General features: G+C 70.8%; 15 protein-coding genes. 2 read left to right on the forward strand and 13 right to left on the reverse strand.

The window, feature by feature from the left end:
• Position 1: 1 nt before the first annotated feature.
• Together AQJ54_RS07395 and AQJ54_RS07400 are read right to left on the reverse strand one after the other, a co-directional pair.
• Positions 2–1,066 carry a glutamate ABC transporter substrate-binding protein gene (locus AQJ54_RS07395; protein WP_388422083.1) on the reverse strand — a complete coding sequence of 355 codons (1,065 nt, stop codon included), beginning with the start codon at positions 1,064–1,066 and terminating at the stop codon, positions 2–4.
• 14 nt (positions 1,067–1,080) lie between these two features.
• Positions 1,081–2,550, reverse strand: a complete 1,470-nt coding sequence (locus AQJ54_RS07400; protein ID WP_062027433.1) for a hypothetical protein — start codon at positions 2,548–2,550, stop codon at positions 1,081–1,083.
• 194 nt (positions 2,551–2,744) lie between these two features.
• Here AQJ54_RS07400 and AQJ54_RS07405 point away from each other — a divergent pair, with 194 nt between their 5' ends.
• A complete protein-coding gene (locus tag AQJ54_RS07405; protein WP_211278506.1) occupies positions 2,745–3,335 on the forward strand; it encodes an AAA family ATPase in 591 nt (196 codons plus the stop codon).
• Here AQJ54_RS07405 and AQJ54_RS07410 read toward each other — a convergent pair.
• From AQJ54_RS07410 to AQJ54_RS07445, 8 genes are all read right to left on the reverse strand, one after another.
• A complete protein-coding gene (locus AQJ54_RS07410) occupies positions 3,323–4,294 on the reverse strand; it encodes an N-acetylglucosamine kinase (RefSeq protein ID WP_062235243.1) in 972 nt (323 codons plus the stop codon). The genes AQJ54_RS07405 and AQJ54_RS07410 overlap by 13 nt on opposite strands.
• The gene (locus tag AQJ54_RS07415) at positions 4,285–5,550 is read right to left on the reverse strand and encodes a 6-phospho-beta-glucosidase (RefSeq protein WP_062235247.1); all 1,266 of its coding nucleotides are present in this window, start codon (positions 5,548–5,550) and stop codon (positions 4,285–4,287) included. Before AQJ54_RS07415 ends, AQJ54_RS07410 begins: the two co-directional genes overlap by 10 nt.
• 6 nt (positions 5,551–5,556) lie before the next feature.
• Entirely contained in the window at positions 5,557–6,453 is an 897-nt protein-coding gene (locus AQJ54_RS07420; RefSeq protein WP_062235250.1) for a carbohydrate ABC transporter permease, read from the reverse strand.
• Between the two features lie 2 nt (positions 6,454–6,455).
• Positions 6,456–7,424, reverse strand: a complete 969-nt coding sequence (locus AQJ54_RS07425; RefSeq protein WP_062027444.1) for a carbohydrate ABC transporter permease — start codon at positions 7,422–7,424, stop codon at positions 6,456–6,458.
• Positions 7,424–8,767 (reverse strand): ABC transporter substrate-binding protein, encoded by a 1,344-nt coding sequence (locus AQJ54_RS07430; RefSeq protein WP_062235253.1) that lies wholly within the window; start codon positions 8,765–8,767, stop codon positions 7,424–7,426. The genes AQJ54_RS07425 and AQJ54_RS07430 overlap by 1 nt, the downstream gene beginning before the upstream one ends.
• A 54-nt stretch (positions 8,768–8,821) precedes the next feature.
• Entirely contained in the window at positions 8,822–10,015 is a 1,194-nt protein-coding gene (locus tag AQJ54_RS07435; protein ID WP_062235257.1) for an ROK family transcriptional regulator, read from the reverse strand.
• Between the two features lie 183 nt (positions 10,016–10,198).
• Positions 10,199–11,044 (reverse strand): hypothetical protein, encoded by an 846-nt coding sequence (locus tag AQJ54_RS07440; protein WP_062235260.1) that lies wholly within the window; start codon positions 11,042–11,044, stop codon positions 10,199–10,201.
• A 130-nt stretch (positions 11,045–11,174) separates the two neighbouring features.
• Positions 11,175–12,281, reverse strand: a complete 1,107-nt coding sequence (locus AQJ54_RS07445; protein ID WP_062028042.1) for a mechanosensitive ion channel family protein — start codon at positions 12,279–12,281, stop codon at positions 11,175–11,177.
• 283 nt (positions 12,282–12,564) lie between these two features.
• Between AQJ54_RS07445 and AQJ54_RS07450 the strand changes: the two genes are divergently transcribed.
• On the forward strand, positions 12,565–13,101 hold the full coding sequence (locus AQJ54_RS07450; protein WP_020116449.1) for an HNH endonuclease: 537 nt from the start codon (positions 12,565–12,567) through the stop codon (positions 13,099–13,101).
• Positions 13,102–13,232: 131 nt separating this feature from the next.
• Here AQJ54_RS07450 and AQJ54_RS07455 read toward each other — a convergent pair whose 3' ends face one another.
• The 3 genes from AQJ54_RS07455 to AQJ54_RS07465 all read right to left on the reverse strand — a co-directional run bounded on the left by AQJ54_RS07455 (position 13,233) and on the right by AQJ54_RS07465 (position 16,089).
• Entirely contained in the window at positions 13,233–14,600 is a 1,368-nt protein-coding gene (locus AQJ54_RS07455) for a hypothetical protein (protein WP_062237008.1), read from the reverse strand.
• A 248-nt stretch (positions 14,601–14,848) separates the two neighbouring features.
• Complete coding sequence (locus tag AQJ54_RS07460; RefSeq protein WP_062235264.1) at positions 14,849–15,559, reverse strand: ABC transporter ATP-binding protein; 711 nt, start codon at positions 15,557–15,559, stop codon at positions 14,849–14,851.
• A complete protein-coding gene (locus AQJ54_RS07465) occupies positions 15,556–16,089 on the reverse strand; it encodes a PadR family transcriptional regulator (RefSeq protein WP_062235267.1) in 534 nt (177 codons plus the stop codon). The genes AQJ54_RS07460 and AQJ54_RS07465 overlap by 4 nt, the downstream gene beginning before the upstream one ends.
• Between the last annotated feature and the right edge of the window lie 119 nt (positions 16,090–16,208).

The raw sequence follows: 16,208 nt of genomic DNA on the forward strand, positions 1-16,208 counted from the left end.
GTCAGCTCGTGCGCAAGTACTTCGGGGGCGGCGGTTGCGACTCCGCCGAGTCCTTGTCCAGTGTGGCGGACAGCCACCTGTCGTACGAGGCCTGCCAGCCGTCGGCGGTGTCCTTGCGGTAGTCCACCAGGATCTGGTTGACCCGCCTCACCAGATCGTCGGCGTCGCTCTTCATCGCCACGCCGTAGTACTCCGTGGTGAACGGCGTCTCGCCCTTCAGCTCGACCGTCGGGTCCTGCGCGGCCTGGCTGGCGCCCAGCGCACCGTCGGTGACCACGGCGTCGACCTCGCCGAGCTGGAGCCGGACGAGGCAGTCGAGCTGGTTGGGGACCTTCTTGATGTCCGTGGCCGCGACGTACTTCTTCGTCTTCTCGTCGTCCTCCAGCTGGGAGAGGGCGGTCGAGCCCTGCGCCACGCAGACCTTCTTTCCGGCCAGGGTGCGGTCGTAGCCCGTGATGACCGAGGACTTGGGGGCGAGGACCTGCTGGCCGGTCTTGAAGTACGGCGCGGAGAACGCCACGTCGTCCAGGCGCTTGCAGTTGATCGTCATCGTGCGGACGACCATGTCGACCCAGCCCTTCTGTATCGCCGGGATGCGCTGGTTGGTGGGGATCGCCTTGAACAGCACGGCGTTCGGGTCGCCGAGGATGTCCTTCGCGATCCGGTGCACCAGGTCGATGTCGAAGCCCTCCAGGTCGGCGCCGGGGCCGCCGTTGGGGTTGCGGTAGCCCCAGCGGTAGCTGTTCTGGTCGACTCCGACCCACAGCTTGCGCTGCGCGCCCTTGCGGGCCCTGATCCTCTCTATGGTCGAGCCGTCCTGACTCGACGGGGACAGCGTCTGGTACTCGGGGTGCGCCTTCTTCGCCGGGTCGTCGCACGCCTTGCCGGCCGCCGCCTGCTGGGCGTGGGCCAGCTCGGAGCCGCCGGTGCCGGGGCCGCCGTCGCCCTGGGAGCGGGCCAGCGGCAGCAGCAGGGCGAGGGCGAGCACCAGGGCGCACACGGCCGCCATCGCCCCGACACCGCCCCAGCCCTTGAGACCGGTCCGCACCCGTCCACGCATCCGCATCGTCACGCCCCCTCTCACCGGTACTCCGACAGCCTGCGGCCGATGCCGAGGACCGCGCCGGCGGCGCCCAGCACGGCCAGGACGGCGGCCCCCGCGGCCAGCCCGGTCATGGCACCGAGGCCGTCACCTGCCGACCGCGTGAACTCCTTCTCCTCGTGCTTCAGGGCGAGGTCGAGGTTGTGGTCGACGCTGTCGAAGCACTCGCGTGTCGCTCCCTTGTCACCTATGACCTGGGCCAGCGCCGCTTTGTAGTTGCCGTCGTTGTCCTCGTCGCGGGCGGTTCTGTGGCGCTGCTTCCACACCACCATGTTGCCCTCGGCCTCGGTGACCGGCTTCCTTCCGACGGTGTCGTCGGCCAGCTTCGACGCCGCGGCGAGACCCTTGCCGAGAGCGTCCATGTTCTGGTTGAAGGCCCAGTCGTAGGCGTCGTAGGTGGTCTCCTTGCCCTGGGCGTCCGTCACGACCTTCGTCTCCGCGCCGCGGGCCACCAGCGTGAGGTTCTCGTTGCCGCGTGCCTTCAGGGAGGCGATCCGGGCGTCGTGCAGCACGTTGAGCGAGCGCACGCCGTGGTCGTAGGAGGCGTTCAGGCCCGCGCGCGCGAAGCTGTGGCCGACGACCAGCCACAGCAGGACCACCGTGGCCGTCGCGGTGGCGGCGACCAGGCCGTGGTTGAGGACCCGGTTGGTGCGCCGGTAGTTGCGGTGCTGGGCCCAGGCGAGGCCGGCGAGCGCGAGGACGCCGAGGCCGATCGCGGCCCACGGGTAGGGCGTGGCGTCGGCGTAGTCGGCGCGCAGCCGCTGGTTCTCGCTGGTGTAGAGGTTCTGCGCCTTCGGCAGCATCTGCTGCTGCATCTTCTCGTTGGCGTAGCGCAGATAGGCGCCGCCGACCGGGAAGCCCTGGCGGTTGTAGACACGGGCCTGCTCGACCAGCCCCTTGTACTCCGGCAGCAGGGTGTTGAGCTCGGCCACGGTCTTCGCGGCGGGGGAGCCCGGGTCGGAGTTCGAGGCCGCCTCGACCAGACCCGCCGCGGCTTTGTTGATGTCCTTCTCGTACCGGTCGCGGGAGGCGGCCGACTCCTGGCCGCCGCTGAGGAAGCCGCTGGAGGCCGTGGTGTTGGCGTCGGCCAGGTACAGGTAGATGTCGGCGGCGGCGCTGCTGAGCGGCTGGCTCTTGTGCAGCACGTCGTCCGCGGCCACGGCCCGGTCGTTGGTCTGCCAGGCGGTCACCGCGCCGAAGAGGACGACGAGCAGGGCGAGTCCGGCGCCGATGATCCGCAGCCGGCCCGGTTCGGTGGTGGCGGCCGCGCGCAGCTGGTCGAAGCCCTCCGCGAAGGCCGTACGGCGGCGCACGGGCACCTCGGCCGCCGGAACGGGCGGTGGCGGTGGCACGACGGGTGACGGCCCGGCCGGCTGCGGTGGCACGGACGGAATCGTGGGCACCCCGGAACCCGGTGGTGCCGTACTGCTCTTCGGCGGGTGTGTCACTGTTTGACCTCCCCCATGGTCATCCGTCGCCGCAAGTATCGCTGCCGGGACCGACATCCGCACCGGGCTTCACTCGATCTTGATCGGATCGCAGTGGATCGCCCGCCCGGTCACGCCCCCCGCACCACCCCTTGCCCATGAATACGCCGCCGGAATCGGTTCGGTTCCCCCTGGGGGCGCGTAGGGTCGCCGTCGTGCGCGGGGTACGAGTGGTGTTGATCGGCGGAACGTCGAATACCGGTAAGTCCACGGTCGCCGGGGCGGTCGCCGAGCGGCTCGGTTTCGAGCACCGGTCGACGGATCTGCTGGCCAGACATCCCGGGCGGCCCTGGCGCACGCCGGAGCGGGAGGTGCCGCCCCATGTGGCGGAGCACTACGCGACGCTGTCCGTCGACGAGTTGACCGACTCGGTCCTCGCCCACTACGCCCGCCTGTGGCCGCGTATCGAGGAGCTGATCGCCGAGCACGCGGCCGGTCCCGGCCTGGTGCTCGAGGGCTCCGCGCTCTGGCCGGAGCGGGTCGCTGCCCTGGATGCCCCGCATGCCACCGCCGTGTGGCTCACCGCCGACGAGGCCGTCGTACGCGCCCGGATCCGTGCGGGCGGGCGCTACGACGAGGCGTCGGGACAGGAAAGGTTCCTGATGGACAAGTTCCTGGCCCGGAGCGTGCGTTACCAGTCGCTGATGGTGGACGTCGTCGAGCGGCTGGGCCTGCCCCGCGTCGACGTCGGGACGGACCGGTCCGTCTCCGAGGTCGCCGACGCGGTGCTCGCTCAGGCCTCGTAGTACGCCCGCAGCCGGGCCTGGGCCTCCGGTGGCGCCACGACCCGGTCCAGGCCCAGCAGCGCGGCGCCGAGGACGGGGGAGGCGGTCACCACCCGCGGTACGGCCTTCGGGGCCCGTTCGGCGAGCAGTTCCCTGATGCCGTCGTCGAGCTGGGGGTGCCGGGCCGCCAGGACGCTGCCACCGAGCAGGACCGGTGTCTCCTCGTCGAGGAGGTCGAGCCGGGTCAGCGCCACCGTCGCCATGGCGACCACCTCGTCGGCGAGGCGGTCGACCAGGGAGCGGGCCACCGGGTCACCGGCCGCGGCCGTGGCGAACAGCACCGGAGTCAGTTCGTGGCGGCGGGCGGGAGCGATGTCCTCCAGGTGCAGGGCCTCGACGAGGGCGTACACGGACGGCAGCCCGAAGTGGGCCGGGAGCACGCGCGCGAGGTCGGTGTCGACGCCCCGTCCGTCCTCCGCGCGGGACGCGTGCCACAGGGCCTCCTCGGCGAGCCCCCAGCCGCCGCCCCAGTCGCCGGAGATCCGGCCGAGCGCGGGGAAGCGGGCGGTACGGCCGTCGGGGCGCATGCCGACGCAGTTGATGCCCGCCCCGCACACCACGGCGACCCCGCGCGGTTCGGTGACACCGGCCCGCAGGATCGCGAAGGTGTCGTTGCGGACCTCCACGCTTTCGCCCCACGCGCGCGCGTGCAGGGCCGCCGCCAGCCGCTCCTCCTCGACGGGGAAGTCGGCGTTGGCGAGACACGCCGAGACGTGCCCGACCGCGCTCACCCCGGCCGCGGCGAAGGCCCGCCCCACGGCGTCGGCGACAGTGTCCACGGCCGCCTCGACGCCCACCACGGGCGGCCGGAACCCGCCGCCGCGGGCCGTGGCGAGGACGTTCCCGTCGTCCGCGACGACCGCGACGTCGGTCTTGCTGTTGCCGGCGTCGACGGCGAGGACGCTTGCGGTCAGGCCCACGCGAGATGCTCCCGGTTGTGTGCGATCAGTCGGTCGGTGAGGCCCTCGGCGTACGCGTACTGGCCGACGAGGGGGTGCGCGAGCAGTGCCTTGAAGACCCGCTCGCGCCCGCCGTGCAGGGCGGCCGTCAGCGCCAGGTCCTCGTACGCGGTGACGTTGGCCATCAGGCCCGCGAACAGCGGGTCCACGGCGGGTACCGGCAGCGGGGTCGTCCCCTTCGGGCCCACCGCCGCCTGTACCTCGATCACCGCGTCGTCGGGCAGGAAGGGCAGCGTGCCCCGGTTGAGGGTGTTGACCACCTGGTAGGGGCTGCCCCCGCCGCCGAGCAGCCCGGCGGCCAGGTCGACCGCCGCCTCCGAGTAGTAGGCGCCGCCGCGCTTGGCGAGCAGTTCCGGCTTCTCGTCCAGGGCCGGATCGCCGTACATCCGCAGCAGTTCCGTCTCCATGGCGGCCACTTCGGCCGCCCGGGACGGCTTGGTGCCGAGTTCCCGTACGACCTCGTCGTGCGCGTAGAAGTAGCGCAGGTAGTACGACGGGACCACGCCGAGCCGCTCCAGGACCGGGCGCGGCAGGCGCAGGTCGGCGGCGATCGCCTCACCGTGCTCGGAGAGCAGTTTGGACAGCACGTCCTCGCCCTCGGGGCCGCCGAGCCGTACACCTGTCTCCCAGGTGAGGTGGTTGAGGCCCACGTGGTCGAGGTGGACGTCGGCCGGGCTGACGCCGAGCAGCCGGGCGAACTTGCGCTGGAAGCCGATCGCCACGTTGCACAGCCCGACCGCCTTGTGGCCGGCCTGGAGGAGGGCGCGGGTGACGATCCCGACGGGGTTGGTGAAGTCGATGATCCAGGCGTCCGGGTTGGTGCGGCGGACCCGTTCGGCGATGTCGAGGACGACCGGGACCGTGCGCAGCGCCTTGGCGAGGCCGCCCGCGCCGGTGGTCTCCTGGCCGACGCAGCCGCACTCCAGGGGCCAGGTCTCGTCCTGCTGCCGGGCCGCCTGGCCGCCGACGCGCAGTTGGAGGAGCACGGCGTCGGCGCCGTCCACGCCCGCGTCCAGGTCCTGGGTCGTGGTGATCCGGCCGGGGTGCCCCTGCTTGGCGAAGATGCGCCGGGCGAGGCCGCCGACCAGCTCCAGGCGCTCGGCGGCCGGGTCGACGAGCACGAGTTCCTCGACGGGCAGGGTGTCGCGCAGACGGGCGAAGCCGTCGATGAGTTCGGGGGTGTAGGTCGAGCCTCCGCCGACCACGGTGAGTTTCATACGTGGTTAACCCTTCACTCCGGTCAGCGTGACGCCCTCGACGAACGCCTTCTGCGCGAAGAAGAACACGAGGATCACGGGGGCCATGACCAGCACGGTCGCGGCCATGGTGAGGTTCCAGTCGGTGTGGTGCATGCCCTTGAAGGACTCCAGGCCGTAACTGAGCGTCCAGGCGTTCTGGTTCTCCGAGGCGTAGATCTGCGGGCCGAAGTAGTCGTTCCAGGCGTAGAAGAACTGGAAGAGCGCCACGGCCGCGATCCCCGGCTTGGCCATCGGCACGACGACCTTCAGCAGGGTGCGCAGATCGCCGCAGCCGTCGACCTTCGCCGCGTCCACGTACTCGTTGGGGATCGTCATCAGGAACTGCCGGAGCAGGAAGATCGAGAACGCGTCCCCGAAAGCCATTGGGACGATCAGCGGCCACAGGGTGCCCGACAGGCCCAACTGCTTCGCCCAGAAGAGGTACATCGGGATGATGACGACCTGCGGCGGCAGCATCATCATCGAGATCACCAGCATCAGGGAGAGATTGCGGCCGCGGAAGCGGAACTTGGCGAGCGCGTACGCCACCGGCACCGACGACACGACCGTAAGGACTGTTCCCAGTCCCGCGTAGACGAGCGTGTTGCGCCACCAGGTCAGGAAGCCCGGGGTGTCGAAGACGCGCTGGTAGTTGCCCCATTCCCAGGTGTGCGGGATCAGATCGCGGCTGAGGGCCTGGCTGTCGCTCATCAGCGAGGTCAGGAACACGAACACGAAGGGAAGCGTGAAGAAGAGGGCGCCGGCGATGCCGAGGGAGTGGATCGCGACCCATTCGAGGAGAGCCTTGCGGCGGGCCGTGCGTTCGGCGGGCGAGGCCGGGGTCTTCTTCAACTCCACCGGCCGGTCCAGTACTTGGGTCATGGTCAGTCACCTGCCTGGATGAGACCGCCCCGGCGCCGCATCAGGAACGCGGTGAACACCATCGACAGGGCGAAGAGGACGAGGGCGACGACGCACGCGGAGCCGTAGTCGAAGCGCTGGAAGCCGAGGTTGTAGACGAGCTGGGGGAGGGTCAGCGTGGACTTGTCCGGGTAGCCGGGCTCGAACTGGGTGCCCGCGCCCTGGATCACCCCCGAGGCGACCTTCCCGGCGATCAACGGCTGTGTGTAGTACTGCATGGTCTGGATCACGCCGGTGACCACGGCGAACATCACGATCGGCGAGATGTTGGGAAGGGTGACGAACCGGAACCGCTGCCACGCCGACGCCCCGTCCAGCTCGGCCGCCTCGTACTGCTCCTGCGGTACGTCGAGCAGCGCGGCCATGAAGATGACCATCAGGTCGCCGATGCCCCACAGGGCGAGCAGGGTGAGGGCGGGCTTGGACCAGGTGGGGTCGTTGAACCAGCCCGGTGCCGGGATGCCCACCTTCTCCAGGATCGAGTTGACCGGTCCCGTACCCGGGTTGAGCAGGAACGCGAAGGCCATGGTCGCCGCGACGGGCGGGGCCAGGTAGGGCAGGTAGAAGAGCGTGCGGAAGACGCCCGTGCCCGTCTTGATCTTCGTGATGAGCATCCCGACCCCGAGACCGAACACGACCCGGAGACTCACCATCACCACGACCAGCCACAGGGTGTTGCGCAGGGCAGGCCAGAAGAACGGGTAGTGCTCGAAGACGTAGGTCCAGTTCTTCGTCCCGCTCCAGGTCGGCGGCCGGAAGCCGTCGTAGTGCATGAACGAGAAGTAGACCGTCGAGATCAGCGGGTAGGCGAAGAAGACCGAGAAACCGATCAGCCAGGGCGACATGAAGGCGATCGTGCGCAGTGCCTGTTTCCGCCGCTTCGCGGCGAGGCCGGGACTGCGGCGCTTCGACTCCAGAGTGATCGTGGCCATCACTTCGCCTGCGCGATGTCCGTGTCGATCTGCTTGGCCGCGGCGGCGAGGCCCTTCTTCAGGTCGGTGACCTTGCCGCTCTCGTAGTCGTAGCCGAGCTCCTGGATCGTCGTGAGGTACACGCCGCCGTTGATCGATGAGGGGGCCGTCGTCGAGTGCGGGTTCGCGGCGATGTCGAGGAAGGTCTTGAAGCGCGGGTCGTACGTCAGCTTCGGGGACTTCAGGGCCGCGAGCGTCGAGGGCACGTTGTGGATGGCGTTGGAGAAGCCGACCACGGCGTCCGTGTCCGTGGTGATGTACTTCAGGAACTCCCAGGCCGCGTTCTGCTTGGTGCTGTTGGCGGCGATGCCGGCGATGGTGCCGGTGATGTAGCCCTTGCCGTACTGGTCCGCCTGGTCGTCCGGGACGGGCAGCGGGGCCACGCCGATCTCGAAGCCCGGCTTGGCGTCCACGGCCATGCCCAGCCGCCACTCCCCGTCGAGCTGCATGGCGACCTGTCCGGTCTGGAAGGGGTGCTTGGGGCCCCACTCGTCGCCGAGTCCGGAGCGGTACTTCTCCAGCTTCTTGTAGCCGCCGAGTTCGTCGACGAGCTTCTTCTGGAGGGTGAACGCGGCGGCGACGGCCGGGTCCGTGGCGATCGTCGACTTGCCCGCCTTGTCGAAGTAGGTGGGCGAGAACTGGCCCAGGTAGTGCTCGGTCGTGGTCTCCCAGCCGTGGTAGTCGGGCATGAACCCGAGCTGCTTGTACGAATCGCCCTGGGGGATCGTCAGCTTCTTGGCGTCGGCCTCGAACTCGGACCAGGTCTTGGGGGGACTGGTGATCCCGGCCTTCTGGAACGCCGTCTTGTTGTAGTAGAGCCCGTAGGCGTCGCCGAGGAGCGGTGCGGCACAGCGGTCGCCGTCGAACTGGGTGTACTGGTTCATCGCGGCCGGGAAGGTGGTGTCCGGGTCGATGCCCGACTTCTTGAAGAAGGGGTTCAGGTCGACCAGCGCGCCCGAGGAGCAGAACTTGCCCACGTTGTTCGTGGTGAACGACGAGATGACGTCCGGGGCCTTGGGGCCGCCGGTGCGCAGTGCCTGGTTGATCTTGTCGTCGGTCATGTTGCCGACGACGTTGACGTGGATGTTGGGGTGCGCCTTCTCGAAGCCCGCGACCAGTGCCTTCACCCCCGCCACCTCGGAGTCCGCGCTCCAGGCGTGCCAGAAGTTGATGGTCGTCTCCTTGGACGCGTCGTCGTCGGCCCCCGAGGAGGCCTGGCCGGTACAGGCGGTGGTGACGAGCACGGCGGACACGGTCAGGGCAAAAGCCGCTTTTCGGGCGGACGAGGGTATGGCTGAGCGCATGACGAGGTCTCCCAGGGGCGGGCGGTGAGGTGAGGGTGTGGGGGAGTCGGAGGGTCAGCGCGAGGTGTCGAAGACCTCGTCGCGGGTGGCCGCGAGCGCGCTCTCCAGCGCGCCGCGCAGTACGGGGTGTTCACGGACGTCGCCGACGACCAGCCGGGGCCGGGAGGCTGCCAGTTCCTCCAGCTCGTCCTGGACGAGGTCACGCAGGGTGTCGCCGCCGGCGGTGAGCGAGGCGCCGCTGAGGACGACGAGTTCGGGATCGAGGACGGACACGAGCGAGGCGAGACCGGTGGCGAGACGGGTGGCGTAGGTCTGGAGGAGCAGCCGGTTCAGCACGGTTTCCTCGGCGACTGCTCGCTCCACGAGGGCGGCGGCGGCCTCGGCGTACGGCCCGGAGGGGATGTCCGTCATGCCGAGCTCGCGGGCGAGGCGGGGGATGGCCTGGGAGCCGGCGAGCTCCTGGTAGCCACCGCTGTTGGCCTTGGTGACATGCCGTACCAGGGGTGCTCCGGGAACCGGCAGGAAACCTACCTCTCCCGCGCCGCCGGTCCAGCCGCGGTGCAGCCGGCCGCCGAGGACCAGGGCGGCGCCGAGGCCGCCCTCGTTCCACAGCAGCACGAAGTCCTCGTGCCCGCGGGCCGCGCCGAGCCGCTGCTCGGCCACGGCGACGAGGTTGACGTCGTTCTCGTACTCGACCGGCATCGGCAGGACGGCGGCGAGCTCGTCGAGGAGGGCCGGGGTGTGCCAGCCGGGCAGATGGGAGGCGTAGCGCAGCCGGCCCGTGTTGGGGTCGAAGGCGCCCGGGGTGCCGATGACGAGCCGGTGGAGGTCGCCGCGGGCGAGTCCGGCCGCCTTCACCGCGCCGTCCAGGGCATCGGTGACCTGGCGGACGACGGGCTGGGTGGGCCGCCGTCCCGGGGTCGGGAGTTCGTAGGAGCCCACCGTGCGGCCGGTGATGTCGGCGACCGCGGCGAGGATGCGCTCCGGGGTGACGTCGAGCCCGGCGGCGTACGCGGCGGTCGGGTCGACCTCGTACAGCTGGGCGTTGGGGCCCGGCCTGCCCTCGCTGGTGCCGGTGGCGAGGACGAGCCCCGACGCCTCCAGGCGGGCCAGGAGCTGGGACGCGGTCGGCTTGGACAGCCCGGTGAGCTTGCCGATCCGGGTGCGGGAGAGGGGGCCGTGCTCCAGCAGGAGGTCGAGCGCGGCACGGTCGTTCATGGCGCGGAGCGTGCGTGGTGTGCCTGCCATGGGTGCCCCTCTCCGTGACTACAGGGAAAAGACGACTCTAGAGAAAGATGACTGTTAGGAAGGTTTCCTATCGGATGCAGAGAACGTAGGTCTGGACCTCGGGAGAGTCAAGAGGGGGCGAACCAAGAACCCCCGCAGGAAACGGAGTCGTTACCTGCGGGGGCCGGTGGAGGGGAAGGGTTCTTACCGCACGTCGACGTAGTCGCCCGCGGCCGTCGCCGCACCGGTGGTGGCCGTGCCCGCGAAGACGTACCGGTAGTAGCCGTCCCTGGTGGCCTTCGTGGTCGTCTTCAGCGCGCCGCCGGTGCCGGAGGTCACCGACTTGAGGGTGGTGTAACCGCTCGCCCCCTTGGCACGGAACTGGAGGGTCGCCTTCTGGGAGACGTAACCCGTGTACCTGCCGCTGTCCCAGTCGGCCCGGGTCAGCTTGCCGGTGACCGTGAGGGTCGCGCCCTTCTTCACCGGCTCGGGCGCCGCGTCCGCGGTGAGCTTCGCCGCGCGCTTGATCTGGACGCCGCTGCCGAGCGGGCCCCACAGGTCCGAGTGGTAGTCGAGGCTGATGTGGCCGTCGGAACCGTCGTCGTCCTGGTCGAACCGGTTGTAGACGCCCGCCGCCTTCCAGGTGGTGGCGTCGGCGGCCTCGAACAGATTGCCCGAGGGGTCCAGGACGAGCGTCTCCGTGCAGGACTCCGTCACGGTGGTGGCCGTCGTCGCCGTGGTGGCGCACTGGGGCGCGGTGAGGAGGTCCGGCTCGATCGTGTTCTGCATCCGGCTGAGCGTGCCGCGGTAGAGGACGACGCCCGCGAACGTCTTCTTGTAGTCGATCGTCAGGTCGGACGGCCGGGTCAGCGTGTACGTGACCGGTGCCTTCACGATGCCGGTCGTCCCGGCGACGATCGCCTTCCCGTGGTTCACGGTGACGTCGGAGAAGACCAGGTCGGGGCTGGTGGTGGCCGACGCGGCGGGCGCGATCAGGCCGGTCAGGGCCAGGGCACCGGACACGCCGATGCCTATGGCGAGCTTTCTCATGTGTTTCCCCACATTCGAAACGGGCCCCTGGGCGTTGCGCTCCAGAACAAGGGCCCGTTGTGGGGGCGACGTTAGATGATCATGCTTGTGGGGGGAATGGGCCCTTCACGTGAAGATGGTGAGAATGCTGCTACTTCGCCGCCGGGCGCTGCGCCGGGGTCGACGCCAGCGGGGAGGCCGCCGCGTGCTGGGGCGACTCGGAGTTCGAGAAGACCGAGGGGGCCGCCACCGCCGCGCTCGGATCGTCGGACTCCTCCTCCGCGGGGACCGTCGCGCCGCCGACGATCCGGATGTCCGCCGCGTCGAAGGCGTGCTTGATGCGCCAGCGCAGCTCGCGCTCGACCGTCAGGGACTTGCCCGGCATCGTCTTGGCGGAGACCCGCACGACCATGGAGTCCAGCAGGACGCTGTCCAGGCCGAGAACCTCGATCGGGCTCCACAGGAGCTCGTTCCAGGGCTCCTCCTTGCTCATCTTCTCGGCGACCTCGCCCAGCACCCGCTTGACCTTGTCGAGGTCCTCCGAGGCCCGCAGGGTCACGTCCACGCCGGCCGTGGCCCAGCCCTGGGAGAGGTTGCCGATCCGCTTGACCTCGCCGTTGCGGACGTACCAGATCTCGCCCTGGTCACCGCGGAGCTTGGTCACCCGCAGTCCGACCTCGATGACCTCGCCGGAGGCCACACCCGCGTCGATGGTGTCGCCGACGCCGTACTGGTCCTCCAGGATCATGAAGACACCGGAGAGGAAGTCCGTGACGAGGTTGCGGGCGCCGAAACCGATCGCCACACCCGCGACACCGGCCGACGCCAGCAGGGGCGCCAGGTTGATCTCGAAGGCCCCCAGGACCATCAGGGCGGCCGTGCCCAGGATGATGAAGCTCGCCACCGAGCGCAGCACCGAGCCGATCGCCTGCGAGCGCTGCCGCCGCCGCTCGTTGTTGACGAGCAGCCCGCCGATCGCGGTGCCGTCGACCGCCTGGGCGGTGCGGTTCATCCGGTCGATCAGCTTGGTGATGGCCCGCCGCACGACCATTCTCAGCACCCCTGCGATCACCAGGATCAGCAGGACGCGCAGGCTGATCGCCAGCCAGGTCGACCAGTTCTGCTCGACCCAGCTGGCGGCGTTCGTCGCGCTCTCCTGGGCGTCCTGAAGGGACGGGACCGTCACGGCGGACGGCGACTCCGAGGGAGTCGGCGTCGGTGACGAACCGGCGGCCAGTAGGACGGCGGACAAGGACACGGCAGGTACCTCCAGGTGCTTGCGTCTGCCGTCCGGCAGGGCGGTCAAGGTCACGAAAAGGTCACCGGTACGGCAGAACAACCACACTAACGGTGCATCGTGTGGGGATCGTTGCCATGTACGAGGGAGAGACGGGCTTCACCTGGGGATGAAGAAATGTGTGGTCGAAAACACTCCCAGCCCGTTACCGGGACATGGTGGCGTTTCTCCCGGCCAAGAGGGGAGACTGACCTCAGATCGTCCCGGCGCGAGCCACGCGCCGCCGACGCCCAAGGAGGCATCCGTGCCGCATGTCCTGGTCCTCAACGCGTCGTACGAGCCTCTCGGCGTCGTACCGCTCCGCCGCGCGCTCGTCCTCGTCCTGGAGAACAAAGCGGTCTCCCTGGAGGAATCCGGCGCCTTCATGCACAGCGCGACCGTCACAGTCCCCGCACCCAGCGTGGTCCGGCTCAAAAGGTTCGTCAGGGTTCCTTACCGAGGTCCCGTGCCTCTCACCCGCAGGGCGCTCTTCGCGCGCGACGGGGGCCGGTGCATGTACTGCGGTGGCGTCGCAACCAGCGTCGACCACGTCATCCCGCGCAGCCGCGGGGGCAAGCACGTCTGGGACAACGTGGTGGCGTCCTGCCGCCGCTGCAACCATGTGAAGGCCGACCGACACCTGTTCGAAATCGGCTGGCGGCTGCGCCACAAACCCGCTCCACCCACCGGTCTGGCCTGGCGCATCATCGGCACCGGGCATAGGGACCCGCGCTGGTTGCCCTACTTGCAGCCGTACGGCGCGGAGGACGCCATGGCCCGGATCGACGGCATCTCAGCCTGACGACGATCCGGGCCTTTGTGCAGCCGCAGGCGCGCATGCGGCCGCAGCCGCCCACGCGCGTGCGGCCGCGCCCGCGGCCCGGATCCGGCCCCGGAGGCCCCCTGTACCTCCGGGACCGGACACTCATGCCCTCACGTGTACCGCAGCTCAGCCGGGCGGACCGAGCGGCGCAGCAGCGGCAGTGAGGTCGCGGCGGCGAGGAGACAGGCCGCGTAGACGCCGAGCGGGACCAGGAGGGCGGCGTACGGCATGACCGGGGCCCCGTCCGCGGTGAGGCGGGCGTAGCAGACGCCGATCGCCATGCCCCCGGCGCCGCCCAGCAGCAGTGCGGGCCCGAGCGGCAGGGCCGTCTCCAGGAGCAGCGCCCGGCCCAGGACCGACCGGGGCACCCCGGCGGCGGTCTGCGCGGCCAGGCCGCGGCGCCGGGCGGCCAGGGACTCGACGGTGCCGACGGCGAGGCCGCCGAGGGCGATCGCGAGCGCGACCAGGATCGCCAGCGCCGTCAGGTCGAGCCCTGTCTCGTAGTACGACATGCTCGCGCCGAGCCGGTCCGCGCGGGTCGCGTGGAGATCGGCCAGCATCGCCTGGCGGACGCCCACGTAGGCCGTTCCGACGACCGTCACCAGCAGCACCGCCGCGTGGGTGCGGGCCGCGGCCCACGGGTCCTCGCGCAGCCGTTCCGCCGCGATCAGCGTGGCCGCCGTACGGGCCCGGCGGGCGAGCACCCGGCCCGTCACCCGGGCCGTCCCGCCGACGAGCCCCACCGCGGCCGCGCCGACCACCACGAGCAGACCGGCCACGATCAGCGGCGGCCCGCCGTAGGCCGGAGTGCGCTGGGGCCCTCCTCGGGAGGTGAGGGCCACGGCGACCGGCGCAGAGGCGGCCAGGAACAGCACCGCGGCCGCGAACAGCAGCCCCGAGGCCCGCCCCGAACGCGGCCGCACCCGCCGTACCCGTCCCAGCGGGGAGGCCACCACGCGGCGCAGGGCCACCGCGCCCGCGACCGCACCCAGCACCGGCACACCGAGCCCGGTCACCACGACCCCGGCCCAGGCCAGTGCGGGCGGGTTCTGCCACCCGGTCAGCATCACGACCACGGCGGCGGACGTCGTGAGCACCGAGCCGAGCAGACAGGCCAGGCCCGTCTCCAGCGCCGAGATCCGCCGTACCTGTGCGGGCGTGGCGCCGGCCAGCCGCAGCGCGGCCAGCCGGCGGTCGCGGTGCACGGCTCCGATACGGGCGCACTGGCCCAGGAAGCCGAGCACGGGGACCAGCAGGAGCAGCAGGGTGACGATCACGCCCGAGCGGGTGCCGGGCTGGTCGAGGAGGCCGGCGCCGAGGGAGACCGCGTACTGCCCCTGGAGCGAGGCGAGCGCGGCCGCGGCCAGCGCGAACCCGGTCGCGAGCGCCGCCCCGAGCGCCGTGAGCCCCACCCGCCACCACTCCCGCCGATCGGAACCCCGGGTGAGCAGCCAGGCCAGGCGGAGGTCGGTGCCCAGGGGGCCGTTGGTGCGGGTGGCGGGGGCGGTGTTCTGTGGGTCTTTGGCGCGGGTGGCGGGGGCGGTGTTCCGTAGGTCTTTGGCGCGGGTGGCGGGGGCGGTGTTCTGGGGGTCTTTGGTGCCGGTGGCGCGGTTGGTGTTCTGTGGGTCTTCGGCGCCGGTGGCGGGATTGGTGCCCCGTGTGCCTTCGGTGCGGGTGGCGCGGGCGGTGCTCTGCGGGTCTTCCTGCCTGGCCGTGGGGTCTGTGCTCACGCGGTCACCTCCGCGCCCGCCACGGCCCCGTCGGCCATCCGGAGCTCGCGGTCGGCGTAGGCCGCCACCTGGGTGTCGTGGGTGACCAGCAGGATCGCGGTGCCGGACTCGCGGGCCGTGTGGACCAGTGCGGTCATGACCTGCTCGCTCGCCAGGGAGTCCAGCGCGCCGGTGGGCTCGTCGGCGAAGACGGCCTTCGGGCCGGTGACCAGGGCCCGGGCCAGCGCGGTCCGCTGGGCCTGGCCGCCGCTCATCTCGCCGGGCCGCAGCTCCGACTGCCCGCGCACACCGAACCGCTCCAGCCATTCACCGGCCCGGGTGTGCGCCTGGGCGCGCGAGACGCCGGCGAGCAGCAGCGGCAGCGCCACGTTGTCGAGCGCGGTCAGCTCCGGGATCAGCTGGCCGAACTGGAAGACCACGCCGAACTCGGTGCGGCGCAGCTCGCTCAGCCGCTTCTCGGGCAGCTGGTCGAGGCGCTCACCGCGGTAGGACACCGCACCGGTGTCGGGGCGGACGATCCCGGCCAGGCAGTGCAGCAGCGTCGACTTCCCGCTGCCGCTGGTGCCGGTGACGGCGAGGATCTCGCCCGCGTCCAGCCGCAGCGAGGCACCGCGCAGGGCCTCCGTCCTGCCGTGGGCCCTGCCGTACGCCTTGCCGAGGTCGCGCCCTTCGAGAAGTGGCACCGAAGTGTCCCCCTTGCTGCTCATGCCGAGTCGACCTCGGCGGTCAGAGTGGTGAGCCGGGCCGCCGTGGTGGTCATCCAGCGGAGGTCGGCGTCCAGGTGGTTGAGGGCGTAGTCCGCCGAGAGCACGGTCGCGAGGTCGGCTCCGGGGGCGGTCTTGACCGCAGTGAGCTCCCGCATCCGCGCCATGTGGGCGGCACGCTGGGCCCTCAGGTAGGCGTCCGGGTCGCCTCCGGCCAGGATCGAGACGACGACCTTGGCGAAGATCTCGTTCGCCACGAAGGGCGCGGGCGGGGCGATCTGCCTGGCCCACTCGGCCAGTTCGCGCGCCCCCTCGTCGGTCGCGCGGTACTTGGTGCGCTCCGGGCCACCGTCCGAGTCGGTGCCGTCGACCTCGGCGAGACCGTCCCGGACCAGGCGCTGGAGGGTCGTGTAGACCTGCCCGTAGGCGAGCGGACGGGCCTGCGGGAAACGGTCGTCGTGGCGTCGCTTGAGGTCGTAGCCATGGCTCGGCCCACCGGCGAGCAGCCCCAGCAGGATGTGACGGGTGCTCATGGAGCTCAGTATGCATCACGTACATGTACTGAGTGAATAGTGATCACCAGACAGGGACTCCGTGCGATCGGTGGACGGGAGCGGTCGCGGCACGGAACATGACGAACAGCACGTTCTCC

It is taken from the genome of Streptomyces griseorubiginosus, from assembly GCF_001514195.1.
GTDB lineage: Bacteria > Actinomycetota > Actinomycetes > Streptomycetales > Streptomycetaceae > Streptomyces > Streptomyces griseorubiginosus.